The following is a 22247-nucleotide window of genomic DNA, read 5'->3' as shown; positions in this document are numbered from 1 at the left end:
TTTTTTGGTCTTTTGGCATCGAAATAATCGATGCATCAAGTTTCCAGATCTGTACCCAGCGCACTGAAGTTGACAGGGTCCATGCAAATTGCCCGGACGCCCTCATGGGCCAGTTTCCGGCCCCGCGTGATGGCAAACAGTTCATCCTGCACTTCATCAATTCTGGCGATGTGCTCCACCTCATACTGGCGGCAGACTTCCCGACGTATCACCGTGGGTGCTGCAAAAACCCCATAACCCTGACGGCCGAAGACCTTGATCAGGGCGCTGTCGTCAACCCGGGCCATCAGCTTCATCCGCACGCCCTGCAGTGACAGCCAGTTCATCAGGCGCTCGAAATACGGCGCATCGGTGGCATTGGCCAGCAATGGCTGGCCATTCAGGGAGTCGGGGAAGCCCTTTTTCAGGTTGGCAGCCAGTGCCGGCGCGGCAAACAGGCTGATACTGGAGCCGGCAACCGGGTGTACCGTGAAGGGGCCGTGCTCATCCAGCCCCGGCATCCGGTCCGCCAGTACAACATCCAGTTCCTTTCGCTTGAGGCTCAGCACGAGATCCTCGGTTCTGCCGGTCCGGCATTCCAGCTGAACTGGTCGCTTGAGCGCCATGGCCGGCTGCAACAGGTAATACGCAATAAGTTTGTGGATCGAGGCGGAGATACCCGCGGCCAGGGTCAATGGCCGGTCAGCGGGTGCAAGTTGCAGGGTATCGGTCAGCTCCCCGGTCAGGGCGAATATGTCGTCAGCGTAGCCGAGGATCATCCGGCCGAGATCGGTCAGTGCCAGCTTTCGCCGTTCCCGGAGGAAAAGCCTTCCGCCGACGGCCGACTCGAAGGTGGCCAGCTGACCGCTCAGGGTTTGCGGTGCCAGATCGAGCACCTCGCTGGCCCGGGCGATCGAGCCTTCCCGGCTGATCACCCAGAAATAATACAGATGCCGGAGGTTTAGCTGTTCCATGGATTCTGACCTCCTGCGGGAGTCAAGCCGGCCGGGGGATGGTGGTCTGGGTCAGTATGGGGTAGACCTCTTTCGGGTCCATGCCATCAAAATCAATCTGCATCTGCGCCTCCTGTCTGCAGCTTCTGAGTTGCCCTGGAACGAGCCAGCCATAGCATAACGAGAATACCCTGGAGTGCCAGGAAAGGTACGGCGACCATAACCAGACCGGACCACCCGACCCAGGCAAAAACCGCCCCGGCGGACAGCGACGCGGTCGCCTGGGAACCGAACACCAGGAGATCATTCAGCCCCTGCACCCGGAAACGCTCGGAGTCCTGGTAGCCCCTTGGTAACAGGGCGGTTCCCCCTACGAACAGGAAATTCCAGCCCATGCCCAGCAACAGAAGTGCCCACAGGTAGTGGTGGAAGCTGATACCGGCTGCTGCAAGCAGCACACACGCGAGATAGGCCAGCAGCCCGCCAACCATCATCAGCGGAATGCCCACGACCCGGGTCAGCCAGCCACTGATCAGTGACGGCAGGTACATGGCCATGATGTGGAGCTGGATGACCGTCTTGGCATCGTCCAGACTGTGACCGGCCATTTCGGTCATACTCAGCGGCGTCGCCGTCATGATGAAGCTCATCACCGCATAGCCGATGGCGGCAGCACCGATCGCAGCCAGTACCAGGGGATTGACCAGAATTTCACGCAGTGGCCGACCGCCGCCAACATGGTCCTCCCGGACCAGCTCGCCTTTCGAACGATAGCCTGCGAAAAGCGTCACCAGGGCTACCGCCTGCACCGCCAGCAACCCAAGCCAGCTATCCATAAAGGGATGGGCTTCATCCGGGCCGGCTCCGAGAGTGGCAATTTCAGGCCCTAACCAGGCTGCACCCAACCCGCCCAGAAGCACCCTGGCTGCGGCGGAAGCCGCAAGTTCCGGTCCGACCGACTCCATTGCGGCAAAACGATACTGATGCACCACGGCAAGGCCACTGCCACCCACGACGGCAGCCACACAAAGCAACGGGAAAGATCCCTGCAAGGAAGCCAGTGCGCCCAACCCCCCGGCCAGGATGCCCATTATGGCCCCCAGCAGCATGACCGGTTTGCGCCCGATCCGCTCCATCAACCAGGTGGCAAGCTTGACCGAGACCACTGTCCCGACCACCACAAGCCCCACGGGAAGCGTGGCCCACTCCGCAGAGGGTGCCAGAGCCCGGCCCTGGATACTGCCGATAACGATGATGAACGGTGCCGTACACATGGCCAGCGCCTGCGCAGCCACCAGCACCCAGACATTCAGAGGCATGAATTACTTTTTCCTGTAGGCGGTGCCACTTGGGCACGCAATGGGTTCGTAAAGCTCGGTCATGTCGCCCGTCAGCTCGGAGGATCCGGCGATCAGGTAGCCACCGGGATTGAGGGCGGCATGGAACCGGCCCAATATGGCCTTTCTCTTTTGTGCCGAGTAGTAAACCAGCGCGTTCTGGCAGATCACCACATCGAACTTACCCGGCAAGGTGCGTTGCAGCAGGTTCAGTTCACGGAACTCAACCAGGGCACGGATGTCCGGGCTGACTTGCCAGCCACCTTTCTCGATGGACCGGAAAAAACGTTCCTTGCGCAGAGGAGTAATGTCCGTGTCTTCGGGACCGAGTTCGTAGTGAGCCCGGCGGGCCACTTCCAGTGCGCTCCGGGAGGTATCGGTCGCCAAAACTCTGGCCTCGACCAGGCTACCGGAGTTCTGCTCCGTGAATTCGCTTGCGGCCATGGCTATGGAGTATGACTCCTGGCCGTTGGAGCACGCGGCAGACCAGATGGCCACCCGCTTGCCCGGGTCGCGCCCGGCGATGTCGGGTAACACCTGATCGCCCAGCATTGAAAACACCGAGGCTTCACGGAACCACCGGCTCTCACTCATGGTAATCGCATCAATGACAGCTTCCTTCAGGCCGGACCGCCCCGGTCTATCGAGCCGTCCCAGCAAATCCTGGATGGAGGCCAGCTGATGATTGTCCAAAACCGGGCGCAGGCGTCGCCGGGCCAGATCCGGGGCACCGTCTCGCAGCAGAATCCCGCAGGCATCCCGAAGATAGATCTGCAAGGCCTGATAGTCACTTGTCTTTATCGTTTCCATTGACTCATTATTATAATCGCGTAACCAAGGCAGCATTTTACCACCTTCGGCTAGCCGTTGTGTGGGATCAATCTGCTAACATTCTGCTTCACAAAGCTGGTACCACTGATCTACCCCGGTCGGAACCTAGCCAACAACATCGAGAGTGTCCCGGATATGACTCAACACGCGCCTTTTTCCCGCCACCTGGCTTCCCCGCTGCTGGCCGCCCTGACTGCCTTTTATCTGGCCTCCGCGCCGGTTTACGCCCAATCGGGAGACGAGGATCCGACAACGCCGGAAGTCCGGTTTGAAACAACCCAGGGTGACTTCGTGCTCGAGCTGCGCCCCGATGCGGCTCCGGAAACCGTAGAGAATTTTCTTCAATACGTCCGGGATGGATTTTATGAGGGTACGGTGTTTCACCGTGTGATTCCGGGCTTCATGGTCCAGGGCGGCGGGTTTACCCCGGAGCTGGCCCGGAAACCCACCCGGGACCCGATCGTCAACGAAGCCAGCAAGGACCTGCCAAACCAGCGAGGCACCATCGCCATGGCCCGCACCAGCAATCCGGATTCGGCTACTTCCCAGTTTTTCATCAACGTAGTCGACAATGACTTTCTCAATGCGGGCGTCCGTGGCGCCGGCTACGCCGTATTCGGCGAGGTTACCGAAGGCATGGATGTGGTTGATACCATCGCCGGTGTCGAAACCGGCTACGCCCGTGGCATGAGAGACGTACCGGTCGAGCCGGTCATCATCGAGAAGGTTTCGGTGGTCAGCAACGACGAGTAGAACATGACTGACTGCACTGTATACCCGCCAGCCATCGAACCCGCCAATCTTGTCTGGCGGGACGGCGTACCGGAGTCGGCCCGGTTCGGGGATGTCTATTTCTCCCGCGACAATGGGCTGGAAGAAACCCGATACGTCTTCCTGGACCACAACAACCTGCCCGACCGTTTCCTGACAGTGCCTCCGCAGGATGCGTTCGTGATCGCGGAGACAGGCTTCGGCACCGGCCTTAATTTTCTTGCCGCCTGGCAGGCCTGGCGGGAACACCGGCCTGATAACGGGTCGGTCCTGCATTTCATCTCGGCCGAGCGCTATCCGCTCACACGGGACGACCTCAAGCGCGCCTTGGATCTCTGGCCGGAACTGGAGCCGATCGCTACAGAGTTGCTGGCCCAGTACCCGCCCCTGGTCCGGGGTACACACCGCCTGGTACTGGATGGGGGCCGCATGCGCCTTACCCTGTATTTTGGCGACGTTCTGGATGCCTGGAAAGCTCTTTCATTCTCTGCCGATGCCTGGTTCCTGGACGGCTTCTCCCCGGCCCTGAATCCCGACATGTGGCTTGACCAGGCCATGGCCCTGATCCGTGAACACAGCAAACCGGGTACGACCCTGGCCACCTTCACCGCGGTTGGCAGGATACGCCGGGCGCTTGAGGAAGAAGGCTTCGAGATGCGCAAAACCCGGGGTTACGGCCGCAAACGGGATATGATTGCCGGGGTGCTGTCCGGCACCGCTTCCAGCGACTCGACCGCCCCTTCCGACACCGTGGCCATCATCGGTGCGGGCATCGCCGGCACCCTGCTGGCCCGGAACCTGGTCAGTCGTGGCGTGGCCGTTACCCTGATCGATGCGGAAGAAACTGCCGGGGCCGCTGCCTCCGGAAATCTTCAGGGCGCGATGTATGTAAAGCTCGGTGTCGAATTCGACGCCCAGACGGAACTCGCTCTTTCCACCCTGACCTTCAGCCAACGCGCCTACAAACCCTACCAGAATTCCTTCTGGCACCCGACCGGCCTGCTGCAGCTGGCCTGGAATCCCAACGAACAGGAGCGGCAAGCCCGTTTTCTTGACCGCAACCAGTATCCCGAAGACATTCTGTTCCCGGTCGACGCGGCCACTGCCTCCGAACTCACCGGTACACCCGTCACCACCGGCGGGCTGTGGTTTCCCAACAGTGGCTGGCTATCACCGGGTTGCCTCTGCCAGGAGCTGGCTAATCACCCCCTCATCGAATGCCGCTTCGGTATACGAGTGAAACGGCTGATGCCCTGTAACGGCAAATGGCACCTGTCCAGCTGTAGTGGCGCGGACATCATTGCGGACCGCGTGGTAATTGCCGCAGGCCACAAGACGGCGGAACTGATTCCACTCAAGGGTGAGTACCGGTTCAAAGCCATCCGGGGTCAGGTAACTCATATCCCCGAGGAGACCATCCGGGCACCGAAGGCGGTGATCTGTGGCCAGAAATACCTGAATCCGTGCCAGAGTGGACTGGCAGTAACCGGGGCCACCTTTGAACTGCACAGTGCCGATCCCTCGGTCACCCACGAGGCAAACACCGAGAATCTCCAGCAGCTCAGTGACATGTTACCGGGACTGTTTCCGAGGGATGAAAGCAGCGGGGATTTCGAGGGGCGGGTCGGCTTCCGCTGCACCACCCACGATTATCAGCCGGTGGCCGGAATGATGGCAGACTGCAACGGGCAATCTCTTGAGGGTGTCTACCTGCTTACCGGCCTTGGGAGCAAGGGCCTCACCTACGCCCCTCTCCTGGCCGAATACGTGGCGGATCAGCTCACCGGGCAACCGGCCTGCCTGCCCGCGACGCTCGCGCACAGCGTCCGGCCGGACCGGATGTGCCGGCGCCGGGCCGGCTGAGGCCTCAGTTCAGGGGCGTCAGCAGCTGCCCCTCGGGACTGAACAGGAGGATCATCCGGTCCTCCCCCGTGCGCACCAGCGCGGTGATTTCATCGTCCCGATAATTGGCGAGCCCCTGAACCGAGGTATCTCCAGCCGCCAATTGATAACGCCACTCGTTGCGGAACGCCGGCTCGCTGTCATCCGTTGCGACCGGCTCGACCAGCGAAATGCGGCTGACGATGCCCTGGGTCTGGCCGGATGAAGTGATGGCCTCTCCAGTGAAATTACCATCGGTTTCGCCTCCGGCCACCATATCCCCACCGAACCCGGTCAGGCCGTGGAAAGACTCGCTGGATGCATCCTCCGTGTCATTCAGGGTAAACGCCCTGCTAACCCCTCCGGTCGCGGCATAGGACAGCAGAAACCCCGCCTGACTGGACAACGACTCACGCACCAGGGTTTGAACATCGTCCTCGCCGGTGGCGACGGAATAGTCCCCGTCACTCTCGCCCAACAGCCACAGGTTATTTCCACTGAACAGGCCCGCCGTAACCTTCTCTTCACCGGCTGTACCCACCTGATAGACCGTTGGCGTCGTTGACGCCCCGCCGTAGGAGAAGAAATAGGCGTCTTCCCCGCCAATCACCTCGGCACCACCCACGGAGCCCGCAGCTGAACCGAACAACATGGGCGACATAGACAGCACCGAGCTGCCCGCCACGGCATCGTCGCCGGCGGATCCCACCTGTCGGGTCCAGGCGACTTCGGGCACCGGCGTCTCGCCGTCCAACACAGTATCAATCCGTTGCAGGAAGCTGTCTACGCTATCTGGTCCTCCGGCCGAACTTTGTCCGGGCCAGGTTCCGGTGGTCTCACCGGCCAGGATCACATAGCCTGAATCCGGATTGATCCCGGCATCCCGGATCCGGTCGTTACCAGAGGTGCCGCTGCGCAGTGTCCAGTAAGGCACGTACTCGCCACCGTTCAAATCACCGTCGAACCGGAACACGGAGGCCAGCACGTCTTCACCCTCCGCCGGCGTTGTTCCCGCAATCTCAACATCACTGCTGTAGGCAACCACGAACTCATACCGGTCCACCTTGGTGTTGTTCTCGGTAACCTTCCTGTTCACGACACCAATGACCGGGGACGACGGCGCAAGACTGACGCCCTCCGGCGTAACGCCCGCCTCCTGTAGCAGGTTGCCTTTCTGGTCAAAAACCCTGACCTTCACCCGGTTGCCATCGCCACTATCGTATCCGGCCAGGAAAAGCCGGCCATTGTGACCAAGAGCCATGTCCGTGGGCACGAAACCCCCGGAGCCAGGCAGAACGACCGGTGTTGTCAGCTCATTCAGGCTGATGCGCAGCAGATCCTCGGACGCGGACGCCGGCCGTGCAAATGCCTCGCGCCCGGCCTGGTAGGCCTCGTCCAGCGCCAGTTTGATAAAACGGTCGGCCAGGTCCGGATTGGTATAGCTATCCGCGGGCACGCGCACACGGAAGGTGACCTGATCCTGGTCCGCAGGGAAACTCAGGGTCGGATTCTCTACCCAGAGTCCACTCTCCTGTTGCTCGATCACAAACTCACTATCGAGACGCGCGGTGGAACTTGCGGAATGGATAAGACGGGCCTGCACGATTCCATCCCGGTCACCGGCCAAATTAGCCCGGTATGTCCGGAAATCGCCCACATTCAGAGTGTCCCGGGGCCCGCCCTTAAGGGTTTCCAGGGAAACCACTGGTTCGTTGTCATCAATGGTGACGATCGTCTGTACCCCGCCGTTATTGGGCCCGAGCCCCGCAAGGCCGGAGCGGACTTCGGTCAGGGTGAGTCGTGCAGACTCGGAAAGCTCGGCAAAGCTGTCCTCGACCACCTCAAGGCGGATATAACATTCGGTGATTCCAGGTTCGAGGGTAACAACACCCCGGGTCAGATAGCCGTTGTCTCCCGTTTCATAGGAGAGGTAGTCCAGCGGATCGCCGTTTTCATCCACCGGTGCCGGAGAGTCGCTGCCCAACCCGACAATGTCCTTACCGATAATGGCGTCGCTGGCGTTGGCAGCACTGAATTCACAACGCTGGTGGGGCGCCGTGCCGGTAAACGACGGATCGCACCTGCTCGAATCGTATTGGGAGCTTAGTTCAAAGGCGACCCCGACGCGGGTCACCGAGGGCTTGTCGAGGGTCACCTTGATGGTGACCTGACGGGTGGGCAATACCACTTCCTGTTCGCCATCAACCGCGCCGGACTCGTCATAGGTATTGATGGTAAACCTGTGTTTTCCCGGCCCAGACAGGTCCGGCAACGCACAATGCTCCCCTCCCGGAGCCGCAAGTTCCGGCACCTCACCCTCGGTAAAGCTGCCAGCCTCCAGAGCCAGCGGGTTGTACCGAACTTCGATATCGAACGGCACGGTACCGGCCAGGCTGCCGTCCGTGGTCACCAGATTGATGTCTTCGGTCTTCCCGAGATCGGCTTCTCCCCGAGCGCCCCCGGTCAGTCCGGGAACGCCGTACATGATCACACCCTGGCGGGCCTTGTTGCTGATGTCCTCCAGCGCCAGCCAGGACGGCGCGTTGGTCAGGCTGTAATCGAGAATGCCTTCTCCGCCGTACGCGCCCCAGTTGTAGTAATACTCCACGCCCAGGTAAGCGCTGGAGGGTGGAGCTCCCAGGATGGTTGGCTGATCCGGGTCTTTCTCGGTTTTACAGCCAACGAGAGCAGTCAGGAGAAGTATCAGGCCGGTACAGCGGAGACCAAGAGCGATGCGGGAACAACTATCGGCGCGCATGGGAAAGTCCGTTTCGGAGCGTTGTTATTGTGGGTGTGCGCCGGCCGCAGGGGCTGATTTACACACCGTTACAGAACAACGCCATGGTAGCCAATTTGTGGAGGGCTGGATCTGCGCGAGTTCTCAGAATCGCTGCCCGCAAACCTCCCTGGAGTGCGGGCAGCCGCGTGATTGTGATGCAGGGCTCAGCCTTCGAGCCCGTGCTCTTTCAACAGCTTCAGCAGGCCTTCCTCGTCAAGAACCGGAACACCCAGCTGCTCGGCCTTGGCCAGCTTTGAGCCGGCCGCCTCGCCCGCCACAACACAGGCGGTTTTCTTCGAGACACTGCCAGCAACTTTCGCGCCCAGGGCTTCCAGCTTTTCCCTGGCCTCGTCACGGGTCATCCCGGACAGGGTGCCGGTGAGAACCCAGGTCTCGCCCTGGAGCGGTTTCTCACCCTGCTCCACCACCTCTTCCCGCCACCGGACACCTGCGTCCTTCAGGGCCTGGAGGGTTTCCTGGTTGTGGGGTTGATCGAAGAAGCTGCGGATATGCCCGGCGACAATGGGGCCAACGTCCGGCACTTCCTGCAGGGCCTCTTCGTCTGCATCAGCGATGGCCTCCAGGGTTCCGAAATGACTGGCCAGGGCTTTGGCCGTAGCCTCGCCCACTTCCCGGATACCCAAGGCGTAAAGGAAACGCCACAGCACCGGCTCCCGGGAGTCCTCGATGGCCTTGACCAGGTTACCGGCGGACTTCTCACCCATCCTTTCCAGGCTGGTCAAGTCCTTGACCTTGAGTTGATACAGGTCCGCCACGGTTTTGACCATGCCACGGTCCACCAGGATATCGATCCACTTGTCCCCCAGCCCTTCGATATCCATGGCCTTGCGGGAGGCGTAATGGCGGATAGCCTCTTTCCGCTGGGCCGGACAGTACAGACCGCCGGAGCAGCGGGCCACGGCCTCGTCCTCGATCTGGATGACGTCGGAACCGCACACCGGACAGGTCTTCGGAAGTTCCACCGCTTTGGCGTTTTCCGGACGTTTGTCGGCGACCACCTTGACCACCTGGGGAATCACATCCCCGGCCCTGCGGATGAATACGGTGTCGCCGATGTGAACGTCCAGCCGACGGATCTCGTCCATGTTGTGCAGCGTCGCGTTGCTGACAGTGACGCCGCCCACAAAGACCGGCTTCAGGCGCGCTACCGGAGTCACAGCTCCGGTCCGGCCAACCTGGAATTCCACGTCCTCAATGACAGTCAGCTCTTCCTGGGCCGGGAACTTGTGGGCAATGGCCCATCGGGGTGCCCTGGACACAAAGCCCAGCTGCTGCTGAAGATCCAACCGGTTGACCTTGAATACGATGCCATCGATCTCGTACGGGAGGGAGTCCCGTTTTTCCATAAGCTCGTTATAGGCCTCAAGGCACTCCTCCACGCCTTTGGCCTTGCGCATTTCCGGATTGATCCGGAAGCCCCAACGCTTGACCTGCTGCAGGCCGTCCCACTGGGTATCCGGCAAGAGACTCTCATCGGTGACAGCAACACTATAGGCACACATCTCCAGCGGGCGTTTGGCGGTAACCGTGGATTTCTTCTGGCGCAGACTGCCGGCGGCGGCGTTACGGGGATTCACAAAGGTCTTCTCACCCCGGTCTGCCAGCCGCTGGTTGAGCTTCTCAAAGCCCGCCTTGGGCATGTAGACCTCGCCCCGGACTTCCACCATCTCCGGCACATCGTCACCACGAAGCTTGAGCGGCACGGAAGGGATTGTGCGGATGTTGGCAGTGATGTCCTCGCCGCTGTAACCATCACCCCGGGTAGCGGCCACGGTCAGGGAACCGTTCTCGTAGTGAAGGCTGACCGCCAGGCCATCAAGCTTTGGCTCGCACACGTACTCGATTTCGCTGTCGGTATCGAGACGTTCCCGAACCCGTCGGTCGAAATCCCTGAGTTCCTCTTCGCTGAAGGCATTGTCAAGGGACAGCATCGGCAGCCGGTGGACCACTTCCTCAAAGCTCGTCTCAGCGCTGCTGCCCACCCTTCGGGTCGGCGAATCGTCAGAGGCGAGCTCGGGGTAGTCTGCTTCAAGCTGCTGCAACTTCCGGAACAGGCGGTCGTATTCCGCGTCCGGAATACGGGGATCATCCAGGACGTAGTAGTGGTAGTTGTGGTCCTCGATCCGGGACCGGAGTTCTTGAATACGCTTGATAATGTCGGGCGTGGCTTTGCTCATCGATGGGCACTCTCGGCTATCACAAAAATGCCCGGACCAGAGCCGGGCATTACGCTTTCGGTGTTACGCCCCTCAGACCCGCCGGGATCGCTGCTTACGCTCGAACTCACGGATACGTTGGCGACAATGCTCGATGGTCTGCGGCGTCATCACACTGCGCCGTTCGTCCTTGAGCTCACCCCCCAGGTTACGAACTACGGCTTGGGCGGTCTCCAGCATAAAATCGAAGGCCTGCAGTGGCTTTGATGGACCAGGCAGGCTCATGAAGAAGCTGATCCCCGGTGTCTTCATGGCCGGAATATCGGAGGGTTTGAAAGTACCCGGCTCCACGGCATTGGCCACGCTGAACTGCACCGGGCTGGTGGTGTCCGCTTCCTCGTGGCGGTGGTAGATGTCCATGTCGCCATGTTCAAGCCCGCAGGCCTTGAACAGCTTCTTGAGAGCGGGGCCAGTGAACTCGTCGCCACTCCGGGCGAGTATGTTGATCACAATCACTTCCCGGGCCTCGGGACGGTTCGCACCGGCCAGCGGTTGGTCAGAACGTCTGTCTGACGGCGTTCTCCGAGCCGTATCTTCCTCCACTTCGCTGGTCACGATCGGTGGAACATCCTCCGCCGGCAACTCCTGGGCCATGTCCGGTTCGGCAGGCCGGGAGGGCTCAGCGCCAACCGTACGGGGCCCGCTGACAACCCCCTCATCCATCGACTCGTCGTCATGAGCGCCCCAGCCGGCGTCCTGGAGGTAGTCATTCTGATCCGCAGAAGACAGATGCTCCTCCTCCGCCATTTCGGGCTCAGGCTCATCGCGCTGTTCCGGTTTACGGGTTTCCTTGGCGGGCCGGGTCGGTTTAGGCGGTGGGTTGCCAAAGCGGCTGGATCGTTCGGGTTTGAGATAGCCCCGCTCTTCCAGAACGTCACGGGAAATCGTCCGGGCTCCCCCATTGGGCAATTCGGGGTTGAAGTCCTCTTCGAGAGGAGATTCGTCGAGGTCATCCGCGCCCATCCCCGACGAAATGGCCATGGACTCCTTCCGAGCCCGGCGCATCCGCCGAATACCATCTATCACGATGCCGAGAATAACCAGGGTACCTATGGCGATTAACCATTCCCTAAGAGACATAGTGCTGTCGTCCTGTCTGCAGGTTCAATAATGTTGCTACTCTAAGAAAAGCCCGTAATGAATACAACGCACAGCCGGGCCATATGGCATTTTTGTCATCCTTGATGGGTAATTCAACAAGTTCCGGCATCAGGCCTCGGCCAGGGCTGCTGCTTCCTCCACATCCACGGACACCAGCCGCGAACAGCCCGGTTCGTGCATGGTTACCCCCATCAACTGATCCGCCATTTCCATGGCGATCTTGTTGTGGGTAATGTAGATGAACTGCACCTGCCTGGACATCTCCTTGACCATATTGGCATACCGGCCGACGTTGGCATCGTCCAGTGGCGCATCCACTTCGTCCAACATACAGAATGGCGCTGGGTTGAGCTGGAAAATGGAAAACACCAGTGCGATCGCCGTCAAGGCTTTCTCTCCGCCAGAGAGCAGATGGATGGTGCTGTTCTTCTTGCCAGGGGGGCGCGCCATAATGGCAACACCGGTTTCCAGCAAGTCCTCGCCGGTCAGTTCCAGATAGGCGTTACCGCCGCCAAACACTTTCGGAAACAATGCCTGAAGACCGCCGTTGACCTGGTCGAAGGTTTCCTTGAAGCGCTGACGGGTTTCCCGGTCGATCTTTCGGATCGCGTTATCCAGCGTTTCCAGGGCTTCCATCAGGTCTTCGTGCTGGCTGTCCAGATAAGTCTTGCGTTCGCTCTGGACCTGGTATTCCTCGATGGCCGCCAGGTTGATGGCACCCAGCCGCTGGATCCGGTTGCCGATCTTCTCAAGCTCCTCGGCCCAGCCCTTCTCATTGGCCCCTTCCGGCAACTGCTCCAGTACCTCCTGCAATTTCACATTCAGTTCGGTAAGCTGCTCAATATGATTGCCGGACCGGATCTCCAGTGCCTGTGACTCCATCTTGAGTTTTTCAAGCCGGGCGCGGACATCCTGTATCTCATGGTCAATGCGGCTGCGGGCCTGTTCCTTTTCACGGACCTCCCGGTCAATCTCTTCCAGGGAGTCCCGGGCTGCACCCAGTTTTTGCTCCTCTGCCAGCCGTCGGTCCAGCAAGCCCTCGAGCTGCATCTGCAGGTCTTCCATGGGCTCTTCTGCTCTCTCGCGCGCTTCCCGCAGGATCTCGAGACGCTCCTGGATCCGTTCCTTCTGGAGCTGCATCCGGTCAATGGTCTGTTTCAGGCCCTCGCGCTGGCTGTTCAGGGTCTGAAGCTGTAGCTGAAGCTGGTGGGCATGGTCCCGATCATGACGGGCTTCCTGGCGCAGGCGGTCCAGGCTCTCGCGAAGCGTGTCTCTCTGCTCCAGCAACCTTTCCTTTTCTTCGTCACCGTCCTCCGTGGAAGCCAGTGCCTGCTGCCATTCCTCCCGGGCCATCTGCAGGCTTTCCTGCTGGTCCTCAAGACTGACAGCTACATCCTCGCGATCCTCGGTGATCCGTTGCAGCCGGGCATCGATCTGCTCGGCCCGTGCCTTGAGCCCGGAGATCCGGGAGCCGAGGCTGCTGAGTTCGCGCTCGGCTTCGGACAGCTTCGCCTGGGCGTCCTCGCGGGTTGCTTCCGCCCGCTCGGCGCGCTCCTGAAGCTGCTCCAGGCGTTCGCTTGCCGCCTCCATGGCTTCCTCGGCGCTGGCAAGCTGTTCCGTCAGTTCGGCCACTTTTTTCTGACGCTCAATGACGCCCACCTGACCGGCATCCGAATCTGGCATCAGGATCCAGTCACGGGCGACCCAGATACCTTCCCGGGTGATCAGACTCTGCCCTGCGCCAAGGCTTGCGCGCGAGGCCAGCGCGTCGCCAAGGTTTTCAGCGGTGTCGATTCCGTCGAGCATCGCGGTTACCGCCGGAACGCCAGAGACCCTTGCAGCAAGCCCGCTATCATTGCCGGTATCCCCGGAACGGTCCTCAACCACCGCCAATCCACGCGGGGCGTCCGCCATGGCACCGGAGAGTTCGGAGATGCCCGGCAGGGTCAGACCCTGGGTGAACCGGCCAATGACCTGCTCCACCGCAAATTCCCAGCCATCGTCAATCCGGAGGCGTGAGGCCACACGGGGAGCATCCATCAGGTCGTGGTCGGAGAGCCAGGACTGCAACCGATCATCCTGGCTACCCAGCTGTTCATCCAGCAACGCCTGCTGGGATTCAAGGGACGCCCGGAGGCTCTGGACCCGCTGGCGTTCGTCTGAAAAAACATTTTCGGCTTCCCGCTGTTGCTGGCGGGCTTCGTAGAGCTCGTCCTGGATATCCGCGATGCGCTCGGAGGCCTCTTCCCGCTGGAGCTCCAGGGTCTCCTGTTGCTCCAGCAGGCCTTCCAGTTCCGCACGGTCCATCTGGCCTTCGAGCAGGTCACGCTCGTCCTCCAGTTTCCGACTCCGGTTCCGGAGCTGTTCGATGGCGTCTTCCAGGGAACGGATCCGGGACTGGGCCAGCTCCGCCTGGCGGCGCGCATCGGAGGAGCGGGTACTGAAGTCTTCCCATCTGTGCTGCCAGTCACTCATGGCATCTTCGGCCTGCTGGAGTTTCTCACCAGACTCCTCGGAGCGGATCGCCAAGGCTTCCTGTTCCGGCTCCATCATGTCCAGTTCTTCCTGGATTCCGGCCAGTTTTTCCTCGTCCTGCTCCAGCTCCCGCGCCAACTCACGTTCGTTGGCCATGGCCTGATCCAGTTCCGTGGCCGTCTGACGGCTGCGCTCACGCTGGTGTTCCAGGCTCTGTTCGATGCGGGCAATATCGGCGCCGGCCTCGTAGTAGCGGGCCTGGGCGCGATTGAAATGTTCCGTGCGGTCCTGATGACTGTCCCGGAGGGATTCGAGGGAGGTTTCCAGGCTGACCCGTTCGGTCAGCTGTTTTTCAAGCTCAAGCTCGGTGTCCCGGATCTTGCCCCGCCAGGTCTGTAGGTCATTATCCAGGGACTGCCAGCGCAGCACGGTCAGTTCCGCCTTCTTCTGGCGCTCCTCCTGCTTGTAGGCCCTGTACTTCTCGGCGGCAGCGGCCTGCCGTTCCAGATGCTGAAGCTGACGGGAGAGCTCGTCCCGCAGGTCAGTCAGGCGCTCCAGGTTTTCCTGGGTGCGGCGAATCCGGTTCTCGGTTTCCCGCCGGCGCTCCTTGTACTTGGAGATGCCGGCGGCTTCCTCGATGTAGACCCGCAGTTCCTCAGGCTTGGCCTCGATGAGCCGGGAGATCATGCCCTGCTCGATGATGGCATAGCTGCGGGGCCCGAGGCCGGTACCCAGGAACAGATCGGTGATATCGCGACGGCGGCATTTGGCGCCATTCATGAAGTATTCGGACTGACCTTCCCGGGAAACCCGCCGGCGCACGGAGATTTCGTTAAAACGGGCAAACTCGCCCGGCGCGGAGCCGTCGCTGTTGTCGAACAACAGTTCGATGGAGGCCTGACCAACGGGCTTGCGGGCACTGGAACCGTTGAAGATGACGTCGGTCATGGATTCGCCACGCAGGTATTTGGCGGAGCTCTCCCCCATGACCCAGCGCACCGCGTCGATGATGTTCGACTTGCCACAGCCGTTGGGCCCAACCACCGCGGTCATGTTGGAGGGAAACGGCACCGTGGTCGGATCAACAAAGGACTTGAAACCGGACAATTTGATGGACTTCAGGCGCATATCAGGCGCTCTCCTCCTCCCTGAGAATACTCAGGACCTGCCAGCGTTGGTGCTCGCCGAAGGCCTGGATGGCGGCTTGGAGACGGTCGACATCGCCGCCCGTGGCCGCATCCGCCAATTGGCGGAAGAAAGTTGCCGTCTCGTCAATCTCTTCGCGGAAATGTTCCAGCGCCACAAAGTAGGTGCGGCTGATGGCCGGCCGGAAATTCTCCAGGGTCTCCTCAAGAAAGGGGTTCTCCACCAGACGGTAGGCATAGCGCATGACACCGAAGCCGGCATCAATTACCTGTTCCGCCGCATCAGCACTGTTGGAGTTGAGCGCGTCGATAACCACCTGCAGCTCCCGGACCTGGCCCATGACGCCGCCCAACTCCTCGCCGGACCAGCGCTCAAGGACTTTGCGCCCCAGCATGCACAGGAGATCAATGTAGATATCGTAGAGGTTGTTGACGCTGTCGGCGGTGAGGTCCGAGACCACGGCGCCGCGGCGGGGGAAAATCTCCACCAGGTGGCGCCGCTGCATGATCAGCAGGGCCTCCCGGACGGAGCCGCGGCTAACATTCAGATCGCCGGCAACCTTGAGTTCCTGGATACGCTCGCCTGGCTTGAGATCGCGGGTAATGATCCTTTGCCCCAGGTGCTGGGCAATCTGTTCGGACAAACTTTCAGGAGCCTGAAACCTCATAAATTCTGGCGCTCACTTCCCGGGTGAATACAGTCACAAGCGCTGGAGTTTAGCACAGGCTTGCACTGGTCCCACCCCCTTGTCCGACATTTTGATTGCCCCACTCCGTATTTTCCCGGGGACTCTCTCCTGGTTTATTTCCGGGAAGTGGGCCGGCGGTGCGCTTTCGGTTTTTCCGGAGCGGAATCAGCAACCTGCCATTTATTGGCTCCAGGCTTACGGCCCGGACGGGAAGGTGCCTTGCGTCGGCGGCGATCGTGGGCGGCTTTTTCGTCCGGGGTCTTTGCCGGGATCTCCACCGGGTCCAGACCGACAGTCCGGCTCAGGAGGTCGACCGCCTTCTGGTCCAGTTCTTCCCATTTTCCCACCGTCAGGCGGCTGGGCAGGAAGATCGGCCCGTAACGGACCCGCTTCAGCCGGCTCACCTTCACACCCTGGGATTCCCAGAGCCGGCGAACCTCGCGGTTGCGGCCTTCCAGCAGGGTCACATGGAACCATTGGTTCATGCCGGAACCGCCGGCCGGTGTAATGTCGGTAAACTTCGCCATTCCGTCTTCGAGCAGCACACCTTCCATCAGGCGCTCGATCATGGCCTCGTCCACTTCCCCGAAGATACGCACGGCGTATTCGCGATCAATCTCGCTGGACGGATGCATCAGCCGGTTGGCCAGCTCACCGTCGGTAGTGAACAACACCAGGCCGGTGGTGTTGATATCCAGACGACCGATAGACACCCAGCGGCGGTCCTTCAGCCTCGGCAGCCGGTCAAATACGGTTGGTCGGCCTTCCGGGTCCTTGCGGGTGGTCACCTCGCCTTCCGGCTTGTTGTAGATCAATACCCGGCGCAGTACCTCGGCGGCACCGGTGACGTCCAGCCGCTTGCCATCCAGCTCGAAGCGGTCCTGTACCGTGGCTTTCTGGCCGGGGCTGACCGGCTGCCGGTTAACGGTAAGCCGGCCTGCTTCCATCCAGCCCTCAATCTCCCGGCGGGAGCCGACACCGGCCCTGGCCAGGAGTTTCTGGACTCGCTCCGGCGTATCCGGGCCATTGGTTTCCTGACGTTTTGCTGAGCCTTGGCCTGGTCGATCTGACGCCATGGTTAAATCCTTGGTAATGACTGACCTGTCTATGTCAGTGAATGGTCTGCTGACTGGATTCAGGGGACTCAAACTCGATCTCCCCCTGCATGTTCTTCTCGATTTCCCGACCGATTTCCTCAAGATCCCGCACTTCCGAGAGTGGCGGTAACTGATCCAGTCCGGTCAGGTTGAAGTAATCCAGGAACTGTTTGGTCGTGGCGTACATGGCCGGACGACCGGGCACATCCCGGTGGCCAACAACGCGCACCCACTCTCGCTCAAGCAGGGTGCGAATGATATTGCTGCTTACCGTAACACCACGGATATCCTCGATTTCCCCCCGGGTTATTGGCTGCCGGTAGGCAATCAGCGCCAGAGTCTCCAGCAATGCCCGGGAGTAGCGCTGGGGTTTCTCCTCGAACAGTCGCCCGACCCAGGGTGCGTACTCTTCCCGAACCTGTAACCGGTACCCACTGGCCACTTTCTTCAACTCGAAACCGCGCCCCTCACACGCTGCCTCCAACTGCACCATGACATGCTCCATTACCTGCCTGGCCGGGCGCTCGTCCTCGGTGAACAGTTCCCGGAGCTGTTCCAGTGACAGCGGCTTGCCCACTGCCAGCAGAGCTGCCTCGGCAATGGCCTGAATCCTTAACAGGTGTTCTTCATTCATGATCAGAATCCGGTGTCTTGGTATTTCTGGACTTGATAACCTTCAGCTGGCCGCACGGGCCCGGACGTGAATCGGCCCGAGCGTTTCGCCCTGAACCACCTCGATCAGCTGTTCCTTGACCAACTCCAGTGTGGCCAGGAACGTTACCACCACGCCCAGTCGACCTTCCTCGAGCGTAAACAAACTCTCAAAGGACACGAAGCGGTCGTCCTGAAGCACAGAAAGGATGTGGGACATCCGTTCCCGGGTCGAGAGAACCTCTTTTTCCACGTGGTGGCTGGTAAACAGATCCGCACGCTTGAGTACCCCCTGCATGGCCAGCAGCAGCTCACGGAGATCCACATCGGGATGGGGCTGGCTGGACGGCAGCTTCGGCAATGCCGCGGATGCGCCGAACGTATCACGCTCCATCCTGGGCAATTCGTCGATATCCTCGGCAGCCTGCTTGAACCGCTCGTACTGCTGCAGACGACGGATCAGTTCCGCCCGGGGATCCACTTCGTCCTCATCCTCGGACTCCTGGCGCGGCAACAACATCCGGGACTTGATCTCTGCCAGGGTGGCGGCCATCACCAGGTACTCCGCCGCCAGTTCGAATCTCATCGACTCCACCGCCCCGATGTAGTCCATGTATTGCCGGGTGATCTCGCTGACATCAATATCCAGGATATTCATGTTCTGGCGGCGAATCAGGTACAGCAGCAGGTCCAGCGGGCCCTCGAAAGCCTCCAGGAACACCGCCAAGGCATCGGGTGGAATGTACAGGTCCTTTGGAAGATCAACGACGGGCTTTCCGGAAACCAGTGCCAGCGGCGTCTGTTCATCAGGCGCCTGTTCTGCTTCCGCTACCGTGGTACTGGTATCGTCCGTCATAGCCTTCCCTCGGATGACACTGACCGGGACGGGGTCAGCGGCTGATCGTTAGCGGTAATGCAGCCCCATGGCCGCCCGCACTTCCTCCAGCGTATCACGGGCTGCATCCCGGGCATGCTCGCGGCCTTCCTGCAGGATGGAATGCACCAGGTCCGGGTTGTTCTCGTATTCGCGGGCCCGTTCGTGCAGCGGGCGCTGCTCCTCGACGATGGCGTCAATCAGTGGCTTCTTGCAGTCGAGGCAACCGATGCCGGCACTGCGGCATCCAGTCTGCACCCACTCCTGGGTGTCGGCATCGGAATAGATCTTGTGCAGTGCCCAGACCGGACACTTTTCCGGCTCGCCCGGATCGGTGCGGCGTACCCGCTGGGGATCGGTCTGCATGGTGCGAATCTTGTCAGCGACCGCATCCGGCTCCTCACGCAGGCCGATGTAGTTGTTATAGGACTTGGACATCTTCTGGCCGTCCAGTCCCGGCATCTTCGATTCCGGTGTCAGCAATGGCTGGGGCTCCGGCAGGATGACCTTGCCGCCGCCCTCAATGTAACCGTACAGGCGTTCCCGGTCGCCCAGGGAAATGTTCTGCTGCTCTTTCAGCAGCGCACGGGCGGTTTCCAGGGCCTCGAGATCACCCTCCTCCTGATAACGCTTTTTCAGGTTCCGGTACAGTTTGGCGTTCTTCTTGCCCATCTTGACGATGGCGCCTTCCGCCTGCTCTTCAAAGCCCGGCTCCCGGCCGTAGATATGATTAAAACGGCGCGAGATCTCACGGGTAATCTCCACGTGGGAGACCTGGTCGGCACCCACCGGTACCTTGCCGGCCCGGTAAATCAGGATATCGGAGCTCTGGAGCAGCGGGTATCCGAGGAACCCATAGGTGGCCAGGTCCTTCTCCCGCAGTTTCTCCTGCTGGTCCTTGAAGGTGGGAATACGCTCGAGCCAGCCCAGGGGTGTGATCATGGACAGCAACAGGTGCAGTTCCGCGTGCTCGGGCACCTGGGACTGGATGAACATGGTGGAGGACCCCGGGTTCACACCGGCGGCCAGCCAGTCGATCACCATGTCCCAGACACTCTGCTCGATGCCCGAGGGATCGTCGTACTGGGTGGTCAGGGCATGCCAGTCGGCGATGAAGAAGAAGCACTCATACTCGTGCTGGAGTTTGACCCAGTTTTTCAGCACACCGTGGTAATGACCAAGGTGAAGCTTTCCGGTCGGACGCATGCCCGACAAAACCCGCTGCTGGGAATCTACAGAACTCAAAGCACGAACTCCTTCTGTTGCGAATAGTGCCCCCGGCGAAAGAGGCTGACCGGGCATTATAGTCTGATAGCCCCTCGCCGTTAAGGATACAGGCCAAAAAACAAAAAACCCCCGGACACCCTCTGGTGCCGGGGGTTTTTTCTTCAGAAGGAAAGGCTTACCAGCCAGTCACTTCCTTCAGGGCCTTGCCGATTTCGGCCAGGCTGCGCACGGTCTTGACGCCGGCGTCGTTCAGGGCAGCGAACTTCTCGTCTGCAGTACCCTTACCACCGGAGATGATCGCACCGGCGTGCCCCATACGCTTGCCCGGAGGCGCAGTCACACCCGCGATGTAGGAAACAACCGGCTTGGTTACGTTCTCTTTGATGAACGCAGCCGCTTCTTCCTCGGCAGTACCGCCGATCTCACCGATCATGACGATGGCCTCGGTTTCCGGGTCTTCCTGCAGCAGCTTCAGGATATCGATGAAGTTGGAACCCGGGATCGGATCACCACCGATGCCGACACAGGTGGACTGGCCGTAGCCGAAGTCAGTGGTCTGCTTGACCGCTTCGTAAGTCAGGGTGCCGGAGCGGGATACGATGCCGACCTTACCCTTCTTGTGGATGTGCCCCGGCATAATGCCAATCTTGCACTCGTCCGGAGTGATCAAGCCCGGGCAGTTCGGTCCGATCATGCGAACGCCTTTACGATCAACGTATTCTTTGGCGTACAGCATGTCGATGGTCGGGATGCCTTCAGTGATGCAGACGATAAGCTGGATGCCGGCGTCCGCCGCTTCGATGATGGCATCCTTGCAGAACGGAGCCGGTACATAGATCACGGTGGCTTCCGCGCCGGTCGCTTCAACAGCGTCACGAACGGTGTTAAATACCGGCAGGCCCAGATGCTCGGTGCCGCCCTTACCGGGGCTTACACCGCCAACCATCTTGGTGCCATAGGCAATGGCCTGCTCAGAGTGGAAGGTACCCTGGGAGCCGGTAAAGCCCTGGCAGATAACCTTGGTGTCTTTGTTGATCAGGATGCTCATTACTTACCCCCTGCGGCTTTAACGACTTGCTCTGCAGCATCCGCCAGGCTGGTGGCGGCAATGATGTTCAGGCCACTCTCGGCCAGTACCTTGGTGCCCAGCTCGGCGTTATTACCTTCAAGGCGAACAACCACAGGAACTTTTACACCGACTTCCTTAACAGCGCCGATGATGCCCTCTGCGATCATGTCGCAGCGAACGATACCACCGAAGATGTTAACCAGAACGGCCTGAACCGCGTCGTCAGACAGGATGATCTTGAACGCTTCGGAAACACGCTCTTTGGTCGCGCCGCCGCCTACGTCCAGGAAGTTGGCAGGCTGGCCGCCGGACAGCTTGATGATGTCCATGGTGCCCATGGCCAGACCAGCACCGTTAACCATGCAGCCGATGTTGCCTTCCAGTGCCACGTAGTTCAGCTCCCACTTGGCCGCTTCGGCTTCACGGGAATCTTCCTGGGAAGGATCGTGCATCTCGTGGATTTTCTTCTGGCGGTACAGGGCGTTGCCGTCCACACCAACCTTGGCGTCCAGGCAGTGCAGGTCTCCGGCCGGAGTGATAACCAGCGGGTTGATCTCAACCAGTGCCAGGTCAGCTTCTTCGAACAGTTTGGCCAGACCCAGGAAGATCTTGGTGAACTGGCCGACCTGCTTGCCTTCCAGGCCCAGTTTGAAGGCCAGCTCGCGGCCCTGGTACGGCTGAGCGCCGACCAGCGGATCGATTTCGGCCTTCAGGATTTTTTCCGGAGTCTCTTCGGCAACCTTCTCGATCTCGACACCACCTTCGGTGGATGCCATGAAGACGATACGACGGGTGCCACGGTCAACCACGGCGCCCAGGTACAGCTCTTCAGCGATATCGGTCAGGGACTCAACCAGGATCTTGCTGACCGGCTGACCGTTCTCGTCGGTCTGGTAGGTAACCAGGTTCTGGCCCAGCCACTTCTCGGCAAACTCACGGATTTCTTCTTTGCTCTTGACCAGCTTTACACCGCCGGCCTTACCACGGCCACCCGCGTGAACCTGGGCCTTGACTACCCAGCCGTCACCGCCGATTTCATCTGCCGCTGCTACGGCTTCCTTGGGAGTATCGCAGGCAATACCTTTGGATACGGGCAGGCCGTACTCAGCAAACAGCTGCTTGCCCTGATATTCATGCAAATTCATAGTAAA

General features: G+C 60.4%; 16 protein-coding genes. 2 read left to right on the top strand and 14 right to left on the bottom strand.

The features are described from left to right. Positions 1-35 precede the first annotated feature (35 nt). From R6W86_RS12145 to R6W86_RS12135, 3 genes are all read right to left on the bottom strand, one after another. A complete protein-coding gene (locus tag R6W86_RS12145; RefSeq protein WP_410329626.1) occupies positions 36-953 on the bottom strand; it encodes a LysR family transcriptional regulator in 918 nt (305 codons plus the stop codon). 92 nt (positions 954-1045) lie between these two features. After that, entirely contained in the window at positions 1046-2251 is a 1206-nt protein-coding gene (locus tag R6W86_RS12140; RefSeq protein WP_410329625.1) for an MFS transporter, read from the bottom strand. A 3-nt stretch (positions 2252-2254) separates the two neighbouring features. Then, positions 2255-3079, bottom strand: coding sequence for a CheR family methyltransferase (locus R6W86_RS12135; RefSeq protein ID WP_410329623.1), 825 nt, complete (start codon positions 3077-3079; stop codon positions 2255-2257). Between the two features lie 156 nt (positions 3080-3235). Here R6W86_RS12135 and R6W86_RS12130 point away from each other — a divergent pair, with 156 nt between their 5' ends. Both R6W86_RS12130 and mnmC read left to right on the top strand, forming a co-directional pair. Further along, positions 3236-3853: a peptidylprolyl isomerase gene (locus R6W86_RS12130; RefSeq protein WP_410329622.1), complete on the top strand. Its 618-nt coding sequence runs from the start codon at positions 3236-3238 to the stop codon at positions 3851-3853. A 3-nt stretch (positions 3854-3856) separates the two neighbouring features. Further along, a complete protein-coding gene (gene mnmC, locus R6W86_RS12125) occupies positions 3857-5734 on the top strand; it encodes a bifunctional tRNA (5-methylaminomethyl-2-thiouridine)(34)-methyltransferase MnmD/FAD-dependent 5-carboxymethylaminomethyl-2-thiouridine(34) oxidoreductase MnmC (RefSeq protein WP_410329621.1) in 1878 nt (625 codons plus the stop codon). A gap of 4 nt (positions 5735-5738) precedes the next feature. Here mnmC and R6W86_RS12120 read toward each other — a convergent pair whose 3' ends face one another. The 11 genes from R6W86_RS12120 to sucC form a co-directional block, all read right to left on the bottom strand. Next, positions 5739-8510 (bottom strand): hypothetical protein, encoded by a 2772-nt coding sequence (locus tag R6W86_RS12120; protein ID WP_410329620.1) that lies wholly within the window; start codon positions 8508-8510, stop codon positions 5739-5741. A gap of 185 nt (positions 8511-8695) precedes the next feature. After that, complete coding sequence (gene ligA, locus R6W86_RS12115) at positions 8696-10729, bottom strand: NAD-dependent DNA ligase LigA (RefSeq protein WP_410329619.1); 2034 nt, start codon at positions 10727-10729, stop codon at positions 8696-8698. A 72-nt stretch (positions 10730-10801) separates the two neighbouring features. Continuing rightward, positions 10802-11848, bottom strand: coding sequence for a cell division protein ZipA (gene zipA / locus R6W86_RS12110; protein ID WP_410329618.1), 1047 nt, complete (start codon positions 11846-11848; stop codon positions 10802-10804). 129 nt (positions 11849-11977) lie between these two features. Continuing rightward, entirely contained in the window at positions 11978-15472 is a 3495-nt protein-coding gene (gene smc / locus R6W86_RS12105; RefSeq protein WP_410329617.1) for a chromosome segregation protein SMC, read from the bottom strand. 1 nt (position 15473) lies between these two features. Further along, entirely contained in the window at positions 15474-16133 is a 660-nt protein-coding gene (locus tag R6W86_RS12100) for a GntR family transcriptional regulator (RefSeq protein ID WP_410329616.1), read from the bottom strand. A 158-nt stretch (positions 16134-16291) separates the two neighbouring features. Beyond that, positions 16292-17254 carry a 23S rRNA pseudouridine(2605) synthase RluB gene (gene rluB, locus R6W86_RS12095; protein WP_410329615.1) on the bottom strand — a complete coding sequence of 321 codons (963 nt, stop codon included), beginning with the start codon at positions 17252-17254 and terminating at the stop codon, positions 16292-16294. A gap of 34 nt (positions 17255-17288) precedes the next feature. Next, positions 17289-17909, bottom strand: coding sequence for an SMC-Scp complex subunit ScpB (gene scpB, locus R6W86_RS12090; RefSeq protein ID WP_410329614.1), 621 nt, complete (start codon positions 17907-17909; stop codon positions 17289-17291). A gap of 42 nt (positions 17910-17951) precedes the next feature. After that, positions 17952-18782, bottom strand: a complete 831-nt coding sequence (locus R6W86_RS12085; RefSeq protein WP_410329613.1) for a segregation and condensation protein A — start codon at positions 18780-18782, stop codon at positions 17952-17954. A 48-nt stretch (positions 18783-18830) separates the two neighbouring features. Beyond that, the gene (locus R6W86_RS12080; protein ID WP_410329612.1) at positions 18831-20045 is read right to left on the bottom strand and encodes a tryptophan--tRNA ligase; all 1215 of its coding nucleotides are present in this window, start codon (positions 20043-20045) and stop codon (positions 18831-18833) included. A gap of 157 nt (positions 20046-20202) precedes the next feature. Continuing rightward, positions 20203-21075, bottom strand: coding sequence for a succinate--CoA ligase subunit alpha (sucD, locus tag R6W86_RS12075; RefSeq protein ID WP_410329611.1), 873 nt, complete (start codon positions 21073-21075; stop codon positions 20203-20205). Beyond that, positions 21075-22241 (bottom strand): ADP-forming succinate--CoA ligase subunit beta, encoded by a 1167-nt coding sequence (gene sucC, locus R6W86_RS12070; protein ID WP_410329610.1) that lies wholly within the window; start codon positions 22239-22241, stop codon positions 21075-21077. Before sucC ends, sucD begins: the two co-directional genes overlap by 1 nt. Between the last annotated feature and the right edge of the window lie 6 nt (positions 22242-22247).

The organism is Marinobacter sp. (assembly GCF_046484525.1).
Lineage (GTDB): Bacteria > Pseudomonadota > Gammaproteobacteria > Pseudomonadales > Oleiphilaceae > Marinobacter.
Note: the sequence above shows the minus strand (reverse complement) of the source record. Positions and strands in the feature narration are given on the sequence as shown.